Source organism: Streptomyces sp. NPDC088354 (assembly GCF_044753585.1).
GTDB lineage: Bacteria > Actinomycetota > Actinomycetes > Streptomycetales > Streptomycetaceae > Actinacidiphila.
In genome coordinates, this window is sequence record NZ_JBIVNJ010000034.1 from 53,966 (window position 1) to 70,007 (window position 16,042).

General features: G+C 73.6%; 13 protein-coding genes and 1 other RNA gene. 12 read left to right on the forward strand and 2 right to left on the reverse strand.

Going from position 1 to position 16,042, the window contains the following annotated elements; all coding sequences use genetic code 11:
- Window positions 1-36: 36 nt before the first annotated feature.
- From ACIP98_RS33225 to ssrA, 3 genes are all read left to right on the forward strand, one after another.
- Window positions 37-1,203 (forward strand): S41 family peptidase, encoded by a 1,167-nt coding sequence (locus ACIP98_RS33225; RefSeq protein ID WP_319664529.1) that lies wholly within the window; start codon window positions 37-39, stop codon window positions 1,201-1,203.
- A 72-nt stretch (window positions 1,204-1,275) separates the two neighbouring features.
- Window positions 1,276-1,758 (forward strand): SsrA-binding protein SmpB, encoded by a 483-nt coding sequence (gene smpB / locus ACIP98_RS33230; protein ID WP_319664528.1) that lies wholly within the window; start codon window positions 1,276-1,278, stop codon window positions 1,756-1,758.
- A gap of 165 nt (window positions 1,759-1,923) precedes the next feature.
- Window positions 1,924-2,310, forward strand: a transfer-messenger RNA (tmRNA) gene (gene ssrA, locus ACIP98_RS33235).
- A gap of 52 nt (window positions 2,311-2,362) precedes the next feature.
- Here ssrA and ACIP98_RS33240 read toward each other — a convergent pair.
- Window positions 2,363-3,469: an MFS transporter gene (locus ACIP98_RS33240; protein WP_319664551.1), complete on the reverse strand. Its 1,107-nt coding sequence runs from the start codon at window positions 3,467-3,469 to the stop codon at window positions 2,363-2,365.
- Between the two features lie 173 nt (window positions 3,470-3,642).
- Here ACIP98_RS33240 and ACIP98_RS33245 point away from each other — a divergent pair, with 173 nt between their 5' ends.
- The 6 genes from ACIP98_RS33245 (at window position 3,643) to ACIP98_RS33270 (ending at window position 11,435) form a co-directional block, all read left to right on the forward strand.
- On the forward strand, window positions 3,643-4,623 hold the full coding sequence (locus ACIP98_RS33245; protein ID WP_319664527.1) for a LysR family transcriptional regulator: 981 nt from the start codon (window positions 3,643-3,645) through the stop codon (window positions 4,621-4,623).
- A gap of 146 nt (window positions 4,624-4,769) precedes the next feature.
- Complete coding sequence (locus ACIP98_RS33250; protein ID WP_401979501.1) at window positions 4,770-5,900, forward strand: uroporphyrinogen-III synthase; 1,131 nt, start codon at window positions 4,770-4,772, stop codon at window positions 5,898-5,900.
- A gap of 111 nt (window positions 5,901-6,011) precedes the next feature.
- Window positions 6,012-6,611, forward strand: coding sequence for a CGNR zinc finger domain-containing protein (locus ACIP98_RS33255; protein ID WP_401979503.1), 600 nt, complete (start codon window positions 6,012-6,014; stop codon window positions 6,609-6,611).
- Window positions 6,612-6,708: 97 nt separating this feature from the next.
- Window positions 6,709-8,970 carry a UvrD-helicase domain-containing protein gene (locus ACIP98_RS33260; RefSeq protein ID WP_319664524.1) on the forward strand — a complete coding sequence of 754 codons (2,262 nt, stop codon included), beginning with the start codon at window positions 6,709-6,711 and terminating at the stop codon, window positions 8,968-8,970.
- 566 nt (window positions 8,971-9,536) lie between these two features.
- The gene (locus tag ACIP98_RS33265; protein ID WP_319664523.1) at window positions 9,537-10,958 is read left to right on the forward strand and encodes an NAD-dependent malic enzyme; all 1,422 of its coding nucleotides are present in this window, start codon (window positions 9,537-9,539) and stop codon (window positions 10,956-10,958) included.
- A gap of 195 nt (window positions 10,959-11,153) precedes the next feature.
- Entirely contained in the window at window positions 11,154-11,435 is a 282-nt protein-coding gene (locus ACIP98_RS33270; protein ID WP_018564081.1) for an HU family DNA-binding protein, read from the forward strand.
- Between the two features lie 94 nt (window positions 11,436-11,529).
- On the opposite strand, the gene murA is transcribed toward ACIP98_RS33270, so the two are convergent.
- The gene (gene murA, locus ACIP98_RS33275; RefSeq protein ID WP_319664521.1) at window positions 11,530-12,864 is read right to left on the reverse strand and encodes a UDP-N-acetylglucosamine 1-carboxyvinyltransferase; all 1,335 of its coding nucleotides are present in this window, start codon (window positions 12,862-12,864) and stop codon (window positions 11,530-11,532) included.
- 251 nt (window positions 12,865-13,115) lie between these two features.
- Here murA and ACIP98_RS33280 point away from each other — a divergent pair, with 251 nt between their 5' ends.
- The 3 genes from ACIP98_RS33280 (at window position 13,116) to ACIP98_RS33290 (ending at window position 15,860) form a co-directional block, all read left to right on the forward strand.
- A complete protein-coding gene (locus tag ACIP98_RS33280; protein WP_319664520.1) occupies window positions 13,116-13,694 on the forward strand; it encodes a YqgE/AlgH family protein in 579 nt (192 codons plus the stop codon).
- An 11-nt stretch (window positions 13,695-13,705) separates the two neighbouring features.
- Complete coding sequence (locus ACIP98_RS33285; protein WP_319664519.1) at window positions 13,706-13,993, forward strand: DUF3039 domain-containing protein; 288 nt, start codon at window positions 13,706-13,708, stop codon at window positions 13,991-13,993.
- A 178-nt stretch (window positions 13,994-14,171) separates the two neighbouring features.
- Window positions 14,172-15,860, forward strand: a complete 1,689-nt coding sequence (locus tag ACIP98_RS33290) for a beta-N-acetylhexosaminidase (protein ID WP_401979507.1) — start codon at window positions 14,172-14,174, stop codon at window positions 15,858-15,860.
- Window positions 15,861-16,042: the final 182 nt, after the last annotated feature.

Genomic DNA, 16,042 nt, shown 5'->3' on the forward strand with positions numbered 1-16,042 from the left:
CCGTACAGCGCCCGGTTCTCGCCTAGACTGCCCGACGTGCTGAGCCACTGTCTGTCCGGGAAGCCGCGCCGCGTCGGCCGCGCGGCCGCCCTGACCTTGGTGTTCGGCGCGGTTCTGGCCACCGGGGCGGCCACCGGTTCCTTCGGTGACGCACTCGGCGGGGACCGGCAGGCGCGGAGTTCCACCCGCATCCCGGCGGGTGCGGTGGCCGACACCGACGAGATCGCCGAGGCCATCGCCGACGGCAAGGTCGGCCCGCAGGCCGCGGAGGCTCTGGTCAGCCGCAGCGGCGACCGCTGGTCCTCGTTCTACACCGCCCAGGAGTACGAGGGCTTCCAGCACTCCCTCGACGGCCGGTATGTGGGGGTCGGGCTCTGGGTGCGCCGCGTCGAGAACGGCCGTATCGAGATCGACCGCGTGCAGTCCGGCAGCCCCGCCGCCCGGGCCGGCGTCCGCGCCGGGGACCGGTTGCGCACCATCGACGGCACCGATGTCACCGGCCGCCCCGTCACCGAGGCCGTCTCCCGGCTGCGCGGCGTGGGCGACGCCGGCACCACCGTCGTCCTCGGACTGGAACGCGGCGCCCGCTCCTGGGAGGTCGCGCCCCGGCGCGCCCTGCTGCCGACCGAGTCGGTACGGGTGCGGCACCTGCCCCACCGCATCACCGCCGTCAAGGTCGACGCCTTCACCAGGGGCGCGGCCGGGCAGGTCCGCCGGGCGCTGGCCGCCCGCACCGCGGGCGAGGGCATACTCCTGGACCTGCGCGGCAACTCCGGCGGCCTGGTCACCGAGGCCGTCGGCGTGGCCTCGGCCTTTCTCGACGGCGGCCTCGTCGCCACGTACGACGTCCACGGGCGGCAGCAGGCGCTGTACGCCGCCGACGGCGGCGACACCGAGACGCCGCTGGTCGTCCTCGTCGACGGCGGCACCATGAGCGCCGCGGAGCTGCTGGCCGGTGCCCTGCAGGACCGGGGCCGGGCCGTGGTGATCGGCTCGCGCACCTTCGGCAAGGGCTCCATCCAGATGCCCAGCCGCCTCCCGGACGGCTCCGTCGCCGAACTCACCGTCGGCCACTACCGGCTGCCCGCCGGGCGCAGCGTCGACGGACGCGGTGTCGAGCCGGACCTGAAGATCTCCGGCGGCACCGATGCCGGTGCCGAGGCCCTGGAGATCCTGGACGGCCTCGGCGCCTCGGCGCGCTGACCTCGCGTCCCCGGCGGCCCGCCGCGGAATCCGGTACCCCGAGCGGCCCCAGAGTGCGAGAATGGCCGCGCTATGGCAAAGGAAACGGGTCGCAAACTGATCGCGCAGAACAAGAAGGCGCGGCATGACTACCACATCCTCGACACGTACGAGGCCGGCCTGGTGCTGACCGGCACCGAGGTGAAGTCGCTGCGTCAGGGGCGTGCCTCCCTGGTCGACGGCTTCGGCCAGCTCGACGGCGGCGAGGCGTGGCTGCACAACGTCCACATCCCCGAGTACACGCAGGGGACGTGGACGAACCACACGGCGCGGCGCAAGCGCAAGATGCTGCTGCACCGGGCGGAGATCGACAAGCTCGTCCAGAAGTCCCAGGAGACCGGGCACACGATCGTGCCGCTCGCCCTGTACTTCAAGGACGGCCGGGCCAAGGTCGAGATCGCGCTCGCCCGCGGCAAGAAGGAGTACGACAAGCGGCAGACCCTGCGTGAGAAGCAGGACCGCCGCGAGGCCGACCGGGCGATCTCGTCGGCGCGCCGCCGGCAGCGCGAGGGCTGACCGCGCCGCCGTGGCGCGCCTGCCCGGCACGCCGGACTGACACTCCGTCCGGCCGCGCTGTCCGGCCCGCCGGAAATACGCTGGCCTCGGTGCGTGTTGTTCACGTACGATGGCGGCAGCACCACCGGACGGCGACGCCCGGTGTGCAGCTTGAAAAATCAACATGGGGATGATCGGTTTCGACTGGGGATGTCGAAGCAGGGGAAGCGAGCCGAGAAAGCGGCAATGATCTCGTAAACCATATGCCGAAAACAACAATCGCCAACTCTAAGCGCGATTCCTCCGCCTTCGCTCTCGCTGCCTAATTAGCAGCTAGCGAAGACTCCGCGGAGTGTCAGCCCGGGGCTGTTCCCGACCCGGATCCTGGCATCAGCTAGGGAACTAAACCACTGAGTCCGGCCACGGGACTCGGTGGGAAATCAAACAGTGGCTGGGCCCGTCGGCGGCTTGTCCGCGTGACTGCCGGGGCCGAGAAAAGCACAGCGGACTGCGCTCGGAGAAGCCCTGGTTCCGCACCACAGGACGCGGGTTCGATTCCCGCCATCTCCACATCCCTCGGGAGGCGTCGCCTGCCCGCGCACTGCGCGGCGGACGGCGCCTTTCGTCATTCCCGGGCCGGGGCCGCCCGCAGGGTCACCGCCGCGATCAGCGCGGCGGCGGCCGAGGCCGCGGCGGGCACCGCGTACGCGGCGGCCGGGCCCCGGCTGTCCGCCACCGCGCCCGCGACGAAGGAGCCGGCCGCGATGCCACCCAGCAGGGCGGTGACGGCGAGGGCCATTGCCTCGTTCAGGCGCCCCGGCGGCACCGTCCGCTGGATGCGCGCCATGCCGTTGATCATCGTCGGCGCGGTGGCCATGCCCGCGACCAGCAGTGCCGGGGCGAGCAGCCACAGGCCGCCCAGATGTGCCGCGAGCAGCGGGAGGAGCATCAGGCCCGCCATCGCGGCGACGCTCGCCGCGAAACGGTCGCGGGGCGGCCGCAGCCCGTACAGCAGTCCCGCCGCGCAGGAGCCGGCCGCCTGGAGCGCCAGGACGGCCCCGGCGGCCCCGCGGTGCCCCTGCGCGGCGGCGAAGGCGACGGTGGTGACCTCCATCGCGCCGAAGACGGCCCCCGTCGCCAGGAACGTGCACAGCACCGGCGGCACCGCGGCCCGCCCCGCGGCCCCCTCCCGCGGGCGCGGCACCGGCGGTGGCTCCGTGCCGCGCTGCGCCGCGAACAGCACGATCCCGCAGAACAGCAGCACCGCCCCGGTCACCGTGCCCGCCTCCGGGAAGAGCGCGGTGCACAGGAAGGCGGCCAGCACCGGGCCCAGCATGAAGCACACCTCGTCCGCCGCCTGCTCGAAGGACTGGGCGACGTGGCGGGCCCGCTCGTCGTGCCGGTACAGATGCGCCCAGCGGGCCCGGGACATGCCGCCGGTGTTCGGGGTCGTCGCGGTCGCCGCATAGGCGGCGAAGAGCGTCCAGGGCGCCGCGTGCAGCCGCACGCACAGCACCAGGGCCAGCGAGCCCAGCGCGGCCAGCGCCGCCGCCGGGACGGCGATCCGGCCCTGCCCGTACCGGTCGGTCATGCGGGCGGTCCAGGGGCCCACCACGGCCGTGGCGGCCAGTCCGGTGGCGGTGACCGCCCCGGCCAGTGCGTACGAGCCGTAGCCCGCCGAGATCATGACGACCGCGCTGACCCCGAACATGCCCGCGGGGAGGCGGGCCATGAGGTTGCCGGCGGTGAAGGCGAGGGCGCCGGGCGGGGCGAAGATCCGGCGGTAGGGCGCGAGGCTGCTGATCACCCCACCACCCTCGCCGCGGGCCCCCGCGGCGGTCCAACACCTGATCAGCGCCCATTGACGCACTTTCGTTGTGAGTGCGGGGCGTGTTGAATGAGCGGATGCCCCACGACCTCGACCCCCGTCTGCTGCGGGCCTTCACCGCCGTCGCCGAGGAGTTGCACTTCACCCAGGCTGCAGCCCGCCTCTACGTAGCCCAGCAGGCGCTCAGCCGCGACATCCGGCGTCTGGAGGCCGCGCTCGGCACGGAACTGTTCGCGCGCACGACGCGCAGCGTGCGGCTGACCCCGGACGGCGAACGGCTGCTGCCGCACGCCCGCCGGGTGCTCGCCGCCCACGACGAACTCGTCGCCGCCTTCGCGCCCGCCGGGCGCCCCCTGCTGGTCGACATCGGCGCCCCGGTCGGCACCGCGTCGCGCGTGCTCGACGAGGCCCGCGCCGCCGCCCCCGAGCTGGAGCTGACCGCCCGTTTCCACAGCGGCCTCACCGGCGCCGCGGCGGAGATCCTCGCCGGTCGCCTGGACGTCTCCTTCGGCCGGGTCGCGGGCCTCGCCCCGGCCGTGCTCTCCCGCCTGGACCACCTCCCCGTCCGCTACGAGCGCATGGCCGTCCTCCTCCCCGGCGACCACCGGCTCGCCGCCCTGCCCGAGGTACCGCTGGCCGCGCTCGCCGGCGAGGCGCTCTACGCGGCCGCCGGCAACCCGCACACCGCCGAGTGGACCGACCTCGCCGAGCGGCTCTTCGAGGGCCGCGGCATCGCGGTAGCCGCGCCGTTCCCGGAGATCGACGGCAAGGACGAGTTCGTACGGCTGGTCACCAAGCACCGCTGGCCGGTCCTGGCCAGCACCGAGTTCATCGACCTGCCCGGCTTCGTCCTGCGGCCGATCACCGCCCCCGTGCCGCTCACCCCCGTGTCCATGGTCTGGCGGCGCGGGCTGCGCCACCCCGGACTCGACGCCCTCCGCGCCGCGGCGCGGAGGCTCGCCTGCGCGGACGGCGGATGGCTCGCCCGCCCTCCGCACTCCTGGCTGCCCGCGCCCGACGCGCGCCTGATGACACCGCCCGGCCCGCCGGCGCCGTAACACCGCGGAAATCCCGGCGAACCCGCACCGTCATCGATGCTTGGCACCATGCGCGGATCGGCGGGCGGGCGGGCAGGCGGGTCCGGGGCCCGGGACGGTGCCGGACCTGCGCGCACGTGCGCCCGGGGCGGAGCGAGGCGGGATCCATGCGACGGCGGGACGCGGACGTGCCCCCGCTCGCGGGCTTCACCGTGGGCGTGACCGCCGCCCGGCACACCGACGAACTGGCGGAGCTCCTTCAGGACCGCGGCGCCGCGGTGGTGCGGGCCCCCGCACTGCGCGTCGTCCCGCTGCCCGACGACATCGAACTGCTCGCCGCCACCGAGCGGTTGCTCGACCGACCGCCCGATGCGGTCGTCGCCACCACGGCGGCGGGCTTCCGCGACTGGATCGGTGCCGCCGACGGCTGGGGCCTCGGGGACGTACTGCGGGAGCGGCTGCGACAGGCCGAACTCCTCGCCCGCGGGCCGGGAGTTCGCGACGCCGTCCGCGCCACCGGGCTCCCCGCGGTGTGGTCGCCGGGCACCGCGTCCATGGCCCAGGTCCTCGCCCGCCTCCTCGGCGCGGGCGTGGCCGGCCGGCGCGTCGCGGTCCAACTGCACGGCGAGCCGCCGCCCGGCGTCGGCCAGGCGCTGCGCCGGGCCGGCGCGGAGGTCGTCGGCGTCCGCGTCCACCGCTGCGTGCCGTCGGACGACACCGCCCCCGTCGACCGCCTGCTGGACGCGGTCGCCGCCCGCACGCTCGACGCCGTCGCCTTCACCAGCGCCCCGGCCGCCGCCGCCGTGCTCGAACGCGCCGACCGCCGGGGGATGCGCGCCCGCGTCCTCGACGCGCTCCGGCAGGAGGTGCTGCCCGCGTGCGTCGGGCCGGCGGCCGCCCGTCCGCTGCGCGGCCACGCGGTGCCCGTCGTCCATCCCGAACGCTTCCGCCTCGGGCCGCTGGCCGAGCTCTTGGCCCGCGAACTGCCCGGCCGGGTGCGCCCGTTGCACGTCGCGGGTCACCGCCTGGAGATCCGGGGCCACGCCGCCGTCGTGGACGGCGCGCTCCGCGACGTCCCCCCGGCGGGTATGGCCCTGCTGCGGGTGCTCGCCGCACGCCCCGGCCTGGTCGTCCCCCGCCCCGAGCTCCTGGCCGCCCTTCCCGGCGCCGGGCGCGACGGACACGCGGTCGAGACCGCCGTGGCCCGCCTGCGCACGGCCCTCGGCGCCCCCGAGTTCGTCCGGACCGTCGTCGGACGCGGCTACCGCCTCGCCCTCGATGCCCCGCCGCCTCCCTGACCCGGCGGGCGTCGCGTGACGTCCCGCCCGGGCGCCGCGGCGCACCCCGGGGACGGGTTCCGTTTCGCGCCGGGGGCTCGGGGGAGGACCACCGGAGGAGGTGGCACTCGGATGGGAGCGACCGCGGCGCGGATGCACCTGCGCTTCGACACGGGACGGACGAGCCTGGACCTCGTGGCGGCCGCGGCGCCCGGCCCCGCCCCCGGCCCCGGTGCAGGCTCCCCGGAGCGGCTGGTGGAGTGGCTGCGCGGCGCGGGCCTGGTGCCGCGCGGCACCGAGGTCCCGGCGGACGGCGGATGGGCGCGGCGGTTCATGGAGCTCGGGGCCGTGGTGGCGCGCCTGGTGGAGGCACGGCTGGCCGGGCGGACCGCCGACGACGGGGACGTGGAGGCGCTGAACGACGCCGCGCTCGCACCGCCGCCCCCGCCGCGTGCGGTGCGCGCGGCGGACGGGACACTGACCCGGGGACTGGCGGCGGAGCCGGACTGCGCGGGACTGCTGGGCGCGGTGGCGCGCGACGCCCTGGACCTGCTGACCGACCCCGTCGCGGCGGGCCGCCTGCGCCGTTGCGAGGGCGACGGGTGCACCCTTGTCTACCTGGACACCTCGCGCGGCCGCCGGCGCCGCTGGTGCAGCAGCGAGACCTGCGGCAACCGCGAACGGGTGGCCCGCCACCGCAGGCGCGCCGGCGCCACGGCGACACGCATCTGACTGGGCGGAAAACCCCTGGTTGGCGTACGGTGGCAGGCTGCTCCGTTCGCGGGGCGCGGCGCACGACGTACGGAAAGAAAAAGAATGGGGGTCCTGCGTGGCAGCGGTCCGGGACACGGAGATCGCGGTCGAGCAGACGCATCTGGACCGGGTGTACGACCGGCTCGAGGAGAAGATCCACGAGGCGGAGTTCCTGATGGACGACGCGGTCAAGCGCGGCCATGTCGGTACGCCGGGCGCGCTCGCGGAGCGCGACGCGCAGGTCTTCCGCGCGGGTCTGCACCTGAACCGGCTCAACGCGGAGTTCGAGGACTTCCTCTTCGGCAGGATCGACCTGCTGCGGGGCAAGGACGGCAAGAAGGGCCCCGACGGTGCCTACACCTCCGTCGAGCCGGCCGACGACGCCATCGGGCCCGACAACACGGCGGAGATCTCCGAGACCCTGCACATCGGCCGGCTCGGCGTGCTCGACGCCGAGTACGCCCCGCTGGTCATCGACTGGCGGGCGCCGGCCGCCGCGCCGTTCTACCGGGCGACCCCGGTCGCACCGGGCCGCGTCGTGCGCCGTCGCGTCATCCGCTCCAAGGGCCGCAAGGTGCTCGGCGTCGAGGACGACCTGCTGCGCCCGGAGCTCGCGACCGGGCTGCCGGTGGTCGGCGACGGCGCGCTGATGGCGGCGCTCGGCCAGGCCCGCAGCCACACGATGCGCGACATCGTCGCCAGCATCCAGGCCGAGCAGGACGTCGTCATCCGGGCCCCCGCCGCCTCGGTCACCGAGGTCACCGGCGGCCCCGGCACCGGCAAGACGGCGGTCGCCCTGCACCGCGCGGCGTACCTGCTCTACCAGGACCGGCGGCGCTACGCGGGCGGCATCCTCGTGGTCAGCCCGACGCCGCTGCTGGTGGCGTACACCGAGGGCGTGCTGCCCTCGCTGGGCGAGGAGGGGCAGGTCGCGATCCGGGCCGTCGGCTCGCTCGTGGACGGCGCGGAGGCGACGACGTACGACGATCCGGCGGTGGCCCGGATCAAGGGCTCGCTGCGGATGCTGAGGGTGCTGCACCGGGCGGCCCGGGGCGCGCTGGAGGACGGGAACTGCCCGGAGCGGCTGCGGGTGGTGGCCTTCGGGCGCCGTCTGGAGCTGGACGCCGCGGAGCTGTCGGGGATCCGGCACGCGGTGCTGGGCGGCACGACGCCGGTCAACCTGCTGCGGCCGCGGGCCCGCCGCCTGCTGCTGGACGCGCTGTGGCGCAAGGCCGACCGCCGCTACGACGACGCGGAGATGGCCGCGGAGGCCCGCGAGGCCTTCGACGACGACGTGGCCGAGGAGCAGGAGTTCCTGGACTTCCTGGCCGCGTGGTGGCCCGTGCTGACCCCGCGCGGGGTGCTGGCCGCACTCGCGGACGAGAAGCGGCTCGGGCGCTGGGCGCGGCGGGTGCTGACCCCGCCGGAGGTCCGCCGGGTGGCGCGTTCGCTGCGCCGGCTGGACGACGCCGGCAACGGCGCGCTGTCCGTGCACGACGTGGCGCTGCTGGACGAGCTGGAGGCGCTGCTCGGCCCGCCGCCGAAGGTGCGCACCCGCGAGGCGGACCCGCTGGACCAGCTCACCGGTCTGGAGGAGGTCACCACGTTCGCCGACCGGATGGCCGGCGGCCGCCGCTCCCGCCAGGAGCGGCTGGACGCCGAGCGCACCGAGTACGCCCACGTCATCGTGGACGAGGCGCAGGACCTGACGCCGATGCAGTGGCGCATGGTGGGCCGCCGGGGCCGGGCCGCGACCTGGACGGTGGTGGGCGACCCCGCGCAGAGTTCGTGGACCGACCCGGACGAGGCGGCGCTCGCCCGCGACGAGGCCCTGGGCACCCGCCCGCGGCGCCGCTTCACGCTGACGGTGAACTACCGCAACCCGGCCGAGATCGCCGATCTCGCGGCCAAGGTGCTCGCGCTCGCGATGCCGGGCAGCGAGTCGCCGCGCGCGGTGCGCTCCACGGGCGTGGTGCCGCAGTTCGCCGTCGCGGCGGGCGGCCGGACGGGCGAGGCGGTGCGCGCCGAGGCCGAACGGCTGCTGGGCGAGGTCGAGGGCACGGTGGGCGTCGTCGTGGCCATGGGCCGTCGTGAGGAGGCCCGGCGCTGGCTGGCGGGGCTGGGCGAGCGCGTCGTGGCGCTCGGCAGCCTGGAGGCCAAGGGGCTGGAGTACGACGCGACGCTGGTCGTGTCCCCCGCGGAGATCGCGGACGAGTCGCCCGCGGGGCTGCGCGTGCTGTACGTCGCCCTGACCCGCGCCACGCAGCGTCTGACGGTGCTGTCGGGCGGGCGGGACCTGCCCGACGCGCAGGGCGTGCCGGACCTGCTGCGGGACTGACCGGAACACAGAACGGCGGGGCGCCCTTCCAGGAGAAGGGCGCCCCGCCGGACGTCTGTGACACCGACCCGCCATGCTCGCCTCGCGGCAAGTGGGCGCTCGAAGCGCCTAAGGTTGGGCCCGGGGGCTTGGATCGAGCCGGTGCCTTGTCCAATCTAACAAACGATCCGCGATTGTCATTCCGTACGCGGCATTCGATGTGACGGCGGCGCGGCGGACCCGGCTGCGAACCGGGTGCGAATCCGCGGCTGCTCGACGCCTTCCGGTACGCCGGCCGCCACCGCCGTACCGGGAACGGTCCGCCTGGCGGTCGATGGCACGAAGGTGTTCGTCCCTCCCGGGTTCCGGTCAGTGGGGGGACGCGGCGCCGAAGGGTGCCCCCGCCGACGTCGGGGGCGAGGGCGAGCCGCGGGCGGTGCCGAACCCGGCGAACACTAAGCACACAAGCTTCCCCGGGCTCCGCGCGTGCCCCAGCGTTGCGTTGCGAGGCCCCCGGTTTACCCATACCCGTGGGTAGGTGGCAGCATCGAGGGCGCACAGCAAGCGACAGCGGAGGAACAGCGGCCATGGCAACGGCGCCGAGCGTCTCGTACTCAATCACGGTGCGGCTGGAGGTGCCCGCGAGCGGTTCCGCGGTCAGCCAGCTCACCACGGCCGTCGAAGCATCCGGCGGCGCTGTCCACGGCCTGGACGTCACCGCGTCGGGCCACGAGACCCTGCGGATCGACGTGACGATCGCCGCCACGTCCACCGCGCACGCGGACGAGATCGTGGCGAAGCTGCGCGAGATCGACGGCGTGGCGATCGGCAAGGTGTCCGACCGTACGTTCCTGATGCACCTCGGCGGCAAGATCGAGATGGCGTCCAAGCACCCCATCCGCAACCGTGACGACCTGTCGATGATCTACACGCCCGGCGTGGCCCGGGTCTGCATGGCGATTGCCGCGAACCCCGAGGACGCCCGCCGTCTGACGATCAAGCGCAACAGCGTCGCCGTGGTCACCGACGGCTCCGCCGTGCTGGGCCTGGGCAACATCGGTCCCAAGGCCGCGCTGCCGGTCATGGAGGGCAAGGCGGCCCTCTTCAAGCGCTTCGCCGGCATCGACGCGTGGCCGCTGTGCCTGGACACCCAGGACACGGACGCCATCGTGGAGATCGTCAAGGCGATCGCCCCCGGCTTCGCCGGCATCAACCTGGAGGACATCTCCGCGCCCCGCTGCTTCGAGATCGAGGCGCGGCTGCGCGAGGCCCTGGACATCCCGGTCTTCCACGACGACCAGCACGGCACCGCCATCGTGGTGCTCGCCGCGCTGACGAACGCGCTGCGCGTGGTCGGCAAGCAGGTCGGCGATGTGCGGGTCGTGATGTCCGGCGCGGGCGCCGCCGGCACCGCCATCCTCAAGCTGCTGCTGGCGGCGGGCGTGAAGCACGCGGTGGTCGCCGACATCCACGGCGTGGTGCACAGCGACCGCGAGGACCTGGTCGGTGCGGGCCCGGAGTCCGCGCTGCGGTGGATCGCCGACAACACCAACCCCGAGGAGATCACGGGGACGCTGAAGGAGGCCGTGCGCGGAGCCGACGTCTTCATCGGCGTGTCGGCGCCCAACGTCCTCGGCGCCGAGGACGTGGCGGCGATGGCCGAGGACGCGATCGTCTTCGCGCTGGCCAACCCCGACCCCGAGGTCGACCCGGGCCTGGCCCGGGAGACCGCCGCGGTGGTCGCCACGGGCCGCAGCGACTTCCCCAACCAGATCAACAACGTCCTGGTCTTCCCCGGCGTCTTCCGCGGCCTGCTGGACGCGCAGAGCCGCACGGTGAACACCGAGATGATGCTCGCGGCGGCCGCGGCCCTCGCCGACGTGGTCACCGAGGACGAACTCAACCCGAACTACATCATTCCGAGCGTCTTCAACGACAAGGTGGCCGGGGCCGTCGCGGGCGCCGTCCGCGAGGCGGCCAAGGCACAGGGCCTCACCGCGACCTCGTGACGACGCAGCGTCATCGGGCCGTATGAGAGACGCTTTTTGTGTGACTCTCCCGGGTGCCGGATTGGCGTTTCCCCCAGAAATGGGGGCAGGATGCGTACCTGGGCGGTGAGGGCCGCACCGCAGAAGCGCTAACAGCGACTTCAATGCGCCTTCCCCGACGGTCGACGTTGGGGGATTCCATGCAAGGAGAACTAGATGAACCGCAGTGAGCTGGTGGCCGCGCTGTCCGAGCGCGCCGAGGTGACCCGCAAGGACGCCGACGCCGTTCTGGCCGCGTTTGCCGAGGTCGTCGGCGAGATCGTCGCCAAGGGCGACGAGAAGGTCACCATTCCCGGCTTCCTGACCTTCGAGCGCAGCCACCGTGCCGCTCGTACCGCGCGCAACCCGCAGACCGGGGACCCGATCCAGATCCCGGCCGGCTACAGCGTCAAGGTCTCCGCGGGCTCGAAGCTCAAGGAAGCCGCCAAGGGCAAGTAAGGCCTCAGGTGTGCGAAAGGGCGGCCCCCCATTCGGGGGGCCGCCCTTTCGCACACCTGTGAGGCAGGCCGCGGGGGCCGAGGGCCCCGGCGGATCAGCTCGCCGCGGGCAGCTCGACCTTGGCGCCGAGACTCTCCAGCTTCTCCATGAAGTTCTCGTAGCCGCGGTTGATCAGGTCGATGCCGTGCACCCGCGAGGTGCCCTGCGCCGCCAGGGCGGCGATCAGGTACGAGAAGCCGCCGCGCAGGTCCGGGATGACCAGGTCGGAGCCCTGGAGCTTCGTGGGGCCGCTGACGACCGCGGAGTGCAGGAAGTTGCGCTGGCCGAAGCGGCAGGGGGTGCCGCCCAGGCACTCGCGGTAGAGCTGGATGTGGGCACCCATCTGGTTCAGCGCCGAGGTGAAGCCGAGCCGGGACTCGTAGACCGTCTCGTGGACGATGGACAGGCCCGAGGCCTGCGTCAGCGCCACGACCAGCGGCTGCTGCCAGTCGGTCTGGAAGCCGGGGTGGACGTCGGTCTCCAGCGCGATGGCGTTCAGCGGGCCGCCGGGGTGCCAGAAGCGGATGCCCTTGTCGTCGACCTCGAAGGCGCCGCCGACCTTCCGGAAGACGTTCAGGAAGGTCATCATCTCGCGCTGGCTGGCGCCGCGGACGTAGATGTTGCCCTCGGTGGCCAGGGCCGCGCAGGCCCAGGAGGCGGCCTCCAGCCGGTCCGGCAGGGCGCGGTGGTTGTAGCCGCCGAGCTTGTCCACGCCGGTGATGTGGATGGTCCGGTTGGTGCCCATCGTGATGATGGCGCCCATCTTCTGCAGGACGCAGATGAGGTCCTCGATCTCCGGCTCGATCGCGGCGTTGCTCAGCTCGGTGACGCCCTCGGCCAGCACGGCCGTCAGCAGCACCTGCTCGGTCGCGCCGACCGAAGGGTACGGGAGCTCGATCTTGCAGCCGCGCAGCCGCTGCGGGGCCTCCAGGTACTGGCCCTCGGGGCGCTTCTCGATGACCGCGCCGAACTTGCGCAGCACGTCGAAGTGGAAGTCGATCGGCCGGCCGCCGATGTCGCAGCCGCCCAGGCCCGGGATGAAGGCATGCCCCAGACGGTGCAGCAGCGGGCCGCAGAACAGGATCGGGATGCGCGAGGAGCCCGCGTGCGCGTCGATGTCGGCGACGTTGGCGCTCTCGACCTTGGACGGGTCGAGCACCAGCTCGCCGGACTCCTCGCCCTCCTGCACCGTCACTCCGTGCAGCTGGAGCAGGCCCCGCACCACGCGCACGTCGCGGATGGAGGGCACGTTGCGCAGCCGGCTCGGCTCGCTGCCGAGCAGGGCGGCCACCATCGCCTTGGGTACGAGGTTCTTCGCGCCGCGCACATGGATTTCACCCTCCAGCGGGGTGCCGCCGTGGACGAGCAGTACATCGTTAAGGCCGGTCATTGCTCTCGCGTTCCTGGAGAGGGGCAGAAAAGAGGCGGGGTCCCCGCAGGCACCAGAGGGAAATGGTAATCGGCCTTCCAGGCCCGCCGTCAGGGCTGAGAGGTCCCACACGTGTAAGGGATTCGCTACAGCACCCTGCGCGGTCGCGCGGTGCCGGAGGGTTGCGGAACGGCTGTCCCGGCCGCCCCAGGAGTAGCTGAAGCGCCGCATTGCCACCCCGCGCGGAGGCGTAATGCGGGATTATGTTGACCATGACCGAAGTGTCATCGCTCACCGGCAGGCTCCTCGTCGCGACGCCCGCCCTCGCGGACCCGAATTTCGACCGGGCGGTGGTGCTGCTCCTCGACCACGACGAGGAGGGCTCCCTGGGCGTGGTCCTGAACCGTCCCACGCCGGTCGGCGTCGGCGACGTACTGGAGCCGTGGGCGAATCTGGCCGGCTCCCCGCAGGTGGTCTTCCAGGGCGGCCCGGTCTCCCTGGACTCCGCGCTCGGCCTGGCGGTGGTCCCCGGGGAGCCCCGGGACGGCGAGGACGGCGAGCCGCTGGGCTGGCGCCGGGTCTTCGGCGCGATCGGCCTGGTGGACCTGGAGGCGCCGCCGGAACTGCTCGCGGCCGAGCTGGGTTCGCTGCGGATCTTCGCCGGGTACGCCGGATGGGGGCCCGGCCAATTGGAGGACGAGCTCGTCGAGGGCGCCTGGTACGTGGTGGAGTCCGAGCCCGGGGACGTGTTCTCGCCCGATCCCGAGCAGCTGTGGCGTTCGGTGCTGCGGCGGCAGCGCAGTGAACTCGCGATGGTCGCCACGTACCCGGACGATCCGTCTCTCAATTAGGCTTGCGTGCCATGAGCACTCTTGAGCCCGAGCGCGGGGCGGGCACTGGCACCCTCGTCGAGCCGACCCCGCAGGTGTCGCACGGCGATGGCGACCACGAGCGCTTCGCGCACTACGTGCAGAAGGACAAGATCATGGAGAGCGCGCTCTCCGGATCGCCGGTGGTCGCGCTGTGCGGCAAGGTCTGGGTTCCCGGCCGCGACCCGAAGAAGTACCCGGTGTGTCCCATGTGCAAGGAGATCTTCGAGTCCATGCCCGCCGGCGGTGGCGGCGACAAGGACAAGAGCGGCAAGAAGTAGCCGCCGCGGGCCCGGACAGGCGCGGCCGCCGCAACCGGGCGGTCGCGCCTTTCGTGATGCCCGCGTGCGGGCCGGCGCGCCACGGGGTCGGGGCGGCACCGGGACCGCGGGTAGCGCGGGCGCCAAGATGGCGTGAATGGTCTATGCCAATCGTGCCCCGCCCGGCAGGATGAGCGCCATGGATCTCATCCCGGCGCCCGTGGAGGCGCACCGGCACGCCGACATCGGTCACTTCGAGCTGCGCCCCGGCACGACGCTGACCGCGGACCCCGAGGCCGGGGGGACCGCCCGCTGGCTGCGGTCCGTCCTCGGCGCGGCGACCGGCTTCGCGCTGCTGCCCGGCGACGGCGGGGGCGACGGATCGATCACCCTGCGCCTGGACCCCGAGGTCACCGCGGAGCTCGGCGCCGAGGGCTACCGGCTGTCGGTGGCCCCCGGGCAGGGGGTCCGCATCGACGGCGGAGGGCCCTCGGGGCTGTTCTGGGGCGCGCAGACGCTGCGCCAGCTGCTGGGGCCCGAGGCGTACCGCAGGGCGCCGCTGCCGGGCCGGTCCTGGCGCCTGCCGTACTGCGACATCGCCGACGCCCCCCGCTTCGCGTGGCGCGGGGTGCTGCTGGACGTCGCGCGGCACTTCATGCCCAAGGACGTCGTCCTGCGCTACGTCGACCTGCTGGCGGCGCACAAACTCAACGTCCTGCACCTGCACCTGACCGACGACCAGGGATGGCGGGTGGAGATCCGCCGCCGGCCCAGGCTCACCGAGATCGGCGCCTGGCGCACCCGCACCAAGGTGGGCCTGCGCGAGTCGCCGCTGTGGGACGAGCGCCCGCACGGCGGCTTCTACACCCACGACGACATCCGCGAGATCGTCGCGTACGCCGCCGAGCGGCACGTCACCGTCGTCCCCGAGATCGACATCCCCGGCCACTCGCAGGCGGCCATCGCCGCCTACCCCGAACTCGGCGTCACCGACGTCGTCGACACCACCGCCCTGCCGGTGCTGACCGGTTGGGGCATCAACCCGAACGTCCTGGCCCCGGTCGAGGGCACCCTGCGCTTCTACGAGGACGTGCTGACCGAGGTCCTGGCGCTCTTCCCGTCGACCTTCGTGCACATCGGCGGCGACGAGTGCCCCAAGGACCAGTGGAAGGCCTCGGCCGTGGTCCAGGCCCGGATCAAGGAGCTCGGGCTGCGCGACGAGGACGAACTGCAGAGCTGGTTCGTCCGGCACTTCGACCGCTGGCTGGCCGACCGCGGCCGTCGCCTGATCGGCTGGGACGAGATCCTGGAGGGCGGCGCCCGGGGCGGTGGACGCGGGCCGTCCCCGGCCGGGGACGACACGACGGAGTACGGCCTCACGCCGGGCGCGGCGGTGTCCTCCTGGCGCGGCTACGAGGGCGGGATCGCGGCCGCCCGCGCGGGCCACGACGTCGTGATGTGCCCGGAGTCACAGGTCTACCTGGACTGGCGGCAGGCCGCGGGCGACGACGAGCCGGTGCCGATCGCGCACGTCCGCACCCTGGAGGACGTCTACCGCTTCGAGCCGGTACCGGACAGCCTGGGCCCGCGCGAGGCCGCGCACGTGATCGGCGCGCAGGCCAACATCTGGACCGAGACGATGGACACGGTCCGGGCGGTGGACTACATGGCCTTCCCGCGGCTGGCCGCGTTCGCCGAGACCGCGTGGAGTCCGCTGCCCGCACCCGCCGAGCGGGACGTCGAGGGCTTCGTCGCGCGAATGGGCACCCACTACGGGCGACTTGACGCACTGGGGGTCGAATACCGGCCGCCGGGCGGCCCGCTGCCGTGGCAGCGGCGTCCCGGAGTCGTCGGACGCCCGATCGAGGGTCCGCCCCCGATCGTGTGAGCCGGGCCACAACCGTCGGCCCCGGCAAGCCCGGGGCTGGCAGGGTGGGTTGGTCAATCATCGCAAGACCCGTGAAGGATGCCGTTTCCCCCGCAGGATGGAGAAGGGTACAAAGCGGACGGATTGCCATCCGGAGGGCGGGCTCTCCTTTGCGACCCTCGCGTTGATCACCCCGGAAGATG

Excerpts from the sequence above, each read along its gene's own strand:
- ACIP98_RS33280 (WP_319664520.1), top strand. The coding sequence starts at position 13,116 with ATGACCGAAGTGTCATCGCTCACCGGCAGGCTCCTCGTCGCGACGCCC.
- ACIP98_RS33285 (WP_319664519.1), top strand. The coding sequence starts at position 13,706 with ATGAGCACTCTTGAGCCCGAGCGCGGGGCGGGCACTGGCACCCTCGTC.
- ACIP98_RS33270 (WP_018564081.1), top strand. The coding sequence starts at position 11,154 with ATGAACCGCAGTGAGCTGGTGGCCGCGCTGTCCGAGCGCGCCGAGGTG.
- ACIP98_RS33265 (WP_319664523.1), top strand. The coding sequence starts at position 9,537 with ATGGCAACGGCGCCGAGCGTCTCGTACTCAATCACGGTGCGGCTGGAG.
- ACIP98_RS33255 (WP_401979503.1), top strand. The coding sequence starts at position 6,012 with ATGGGAGCGACCGCGGCGCGGATGCACCTGCGCTTCGACACGGGACGG.
- murA (WP_319664521.1), bottom strand. The coding sequence starts at position 12,864 with ATGACCGGCCTTAACGATGTACTGCTCGTCCACGGCGGCACCCCGCTG.
- ACIP98_RS33245 (WP_319664527.1), top strand. The coding sequence starts at position 3,643 with ATGCCCCACGACCTCGACCCCCGTCTGCTGCGGGCCTTCACCGCCGTC.
- smpB (WP_319664528.1), top strand. The coding sequence starts at position 1,276 with ATGGCAAAGGAAACGGGTCGCAAACTGATCGCGCAGAACAAGAAGGCG.
- ACIP98_RS33290 (WP_401979507.1), top strand. The coding sequence starts at position 14,172 with ATGGATCTCATCCCGGCGCCCGTGGAGGCGCACCGGCACGCCGACATC.
- ACIP98_RS33240 (WP_319664551.1), bottom strand. The coding sequence starts at position 3,469 with ATGGCCCGCCTCCCCGCGGGCATGTTCGGGGTCAGCGCGGTCGTCATG.
- ACIP98_RS33250 (WP_401979501.1), top strand. The coding sequence starts at position 4,770 with ATGCGACGGCGGGACGCGGACGTGCCCCCGCTCGCGGGCTTCACCGTG.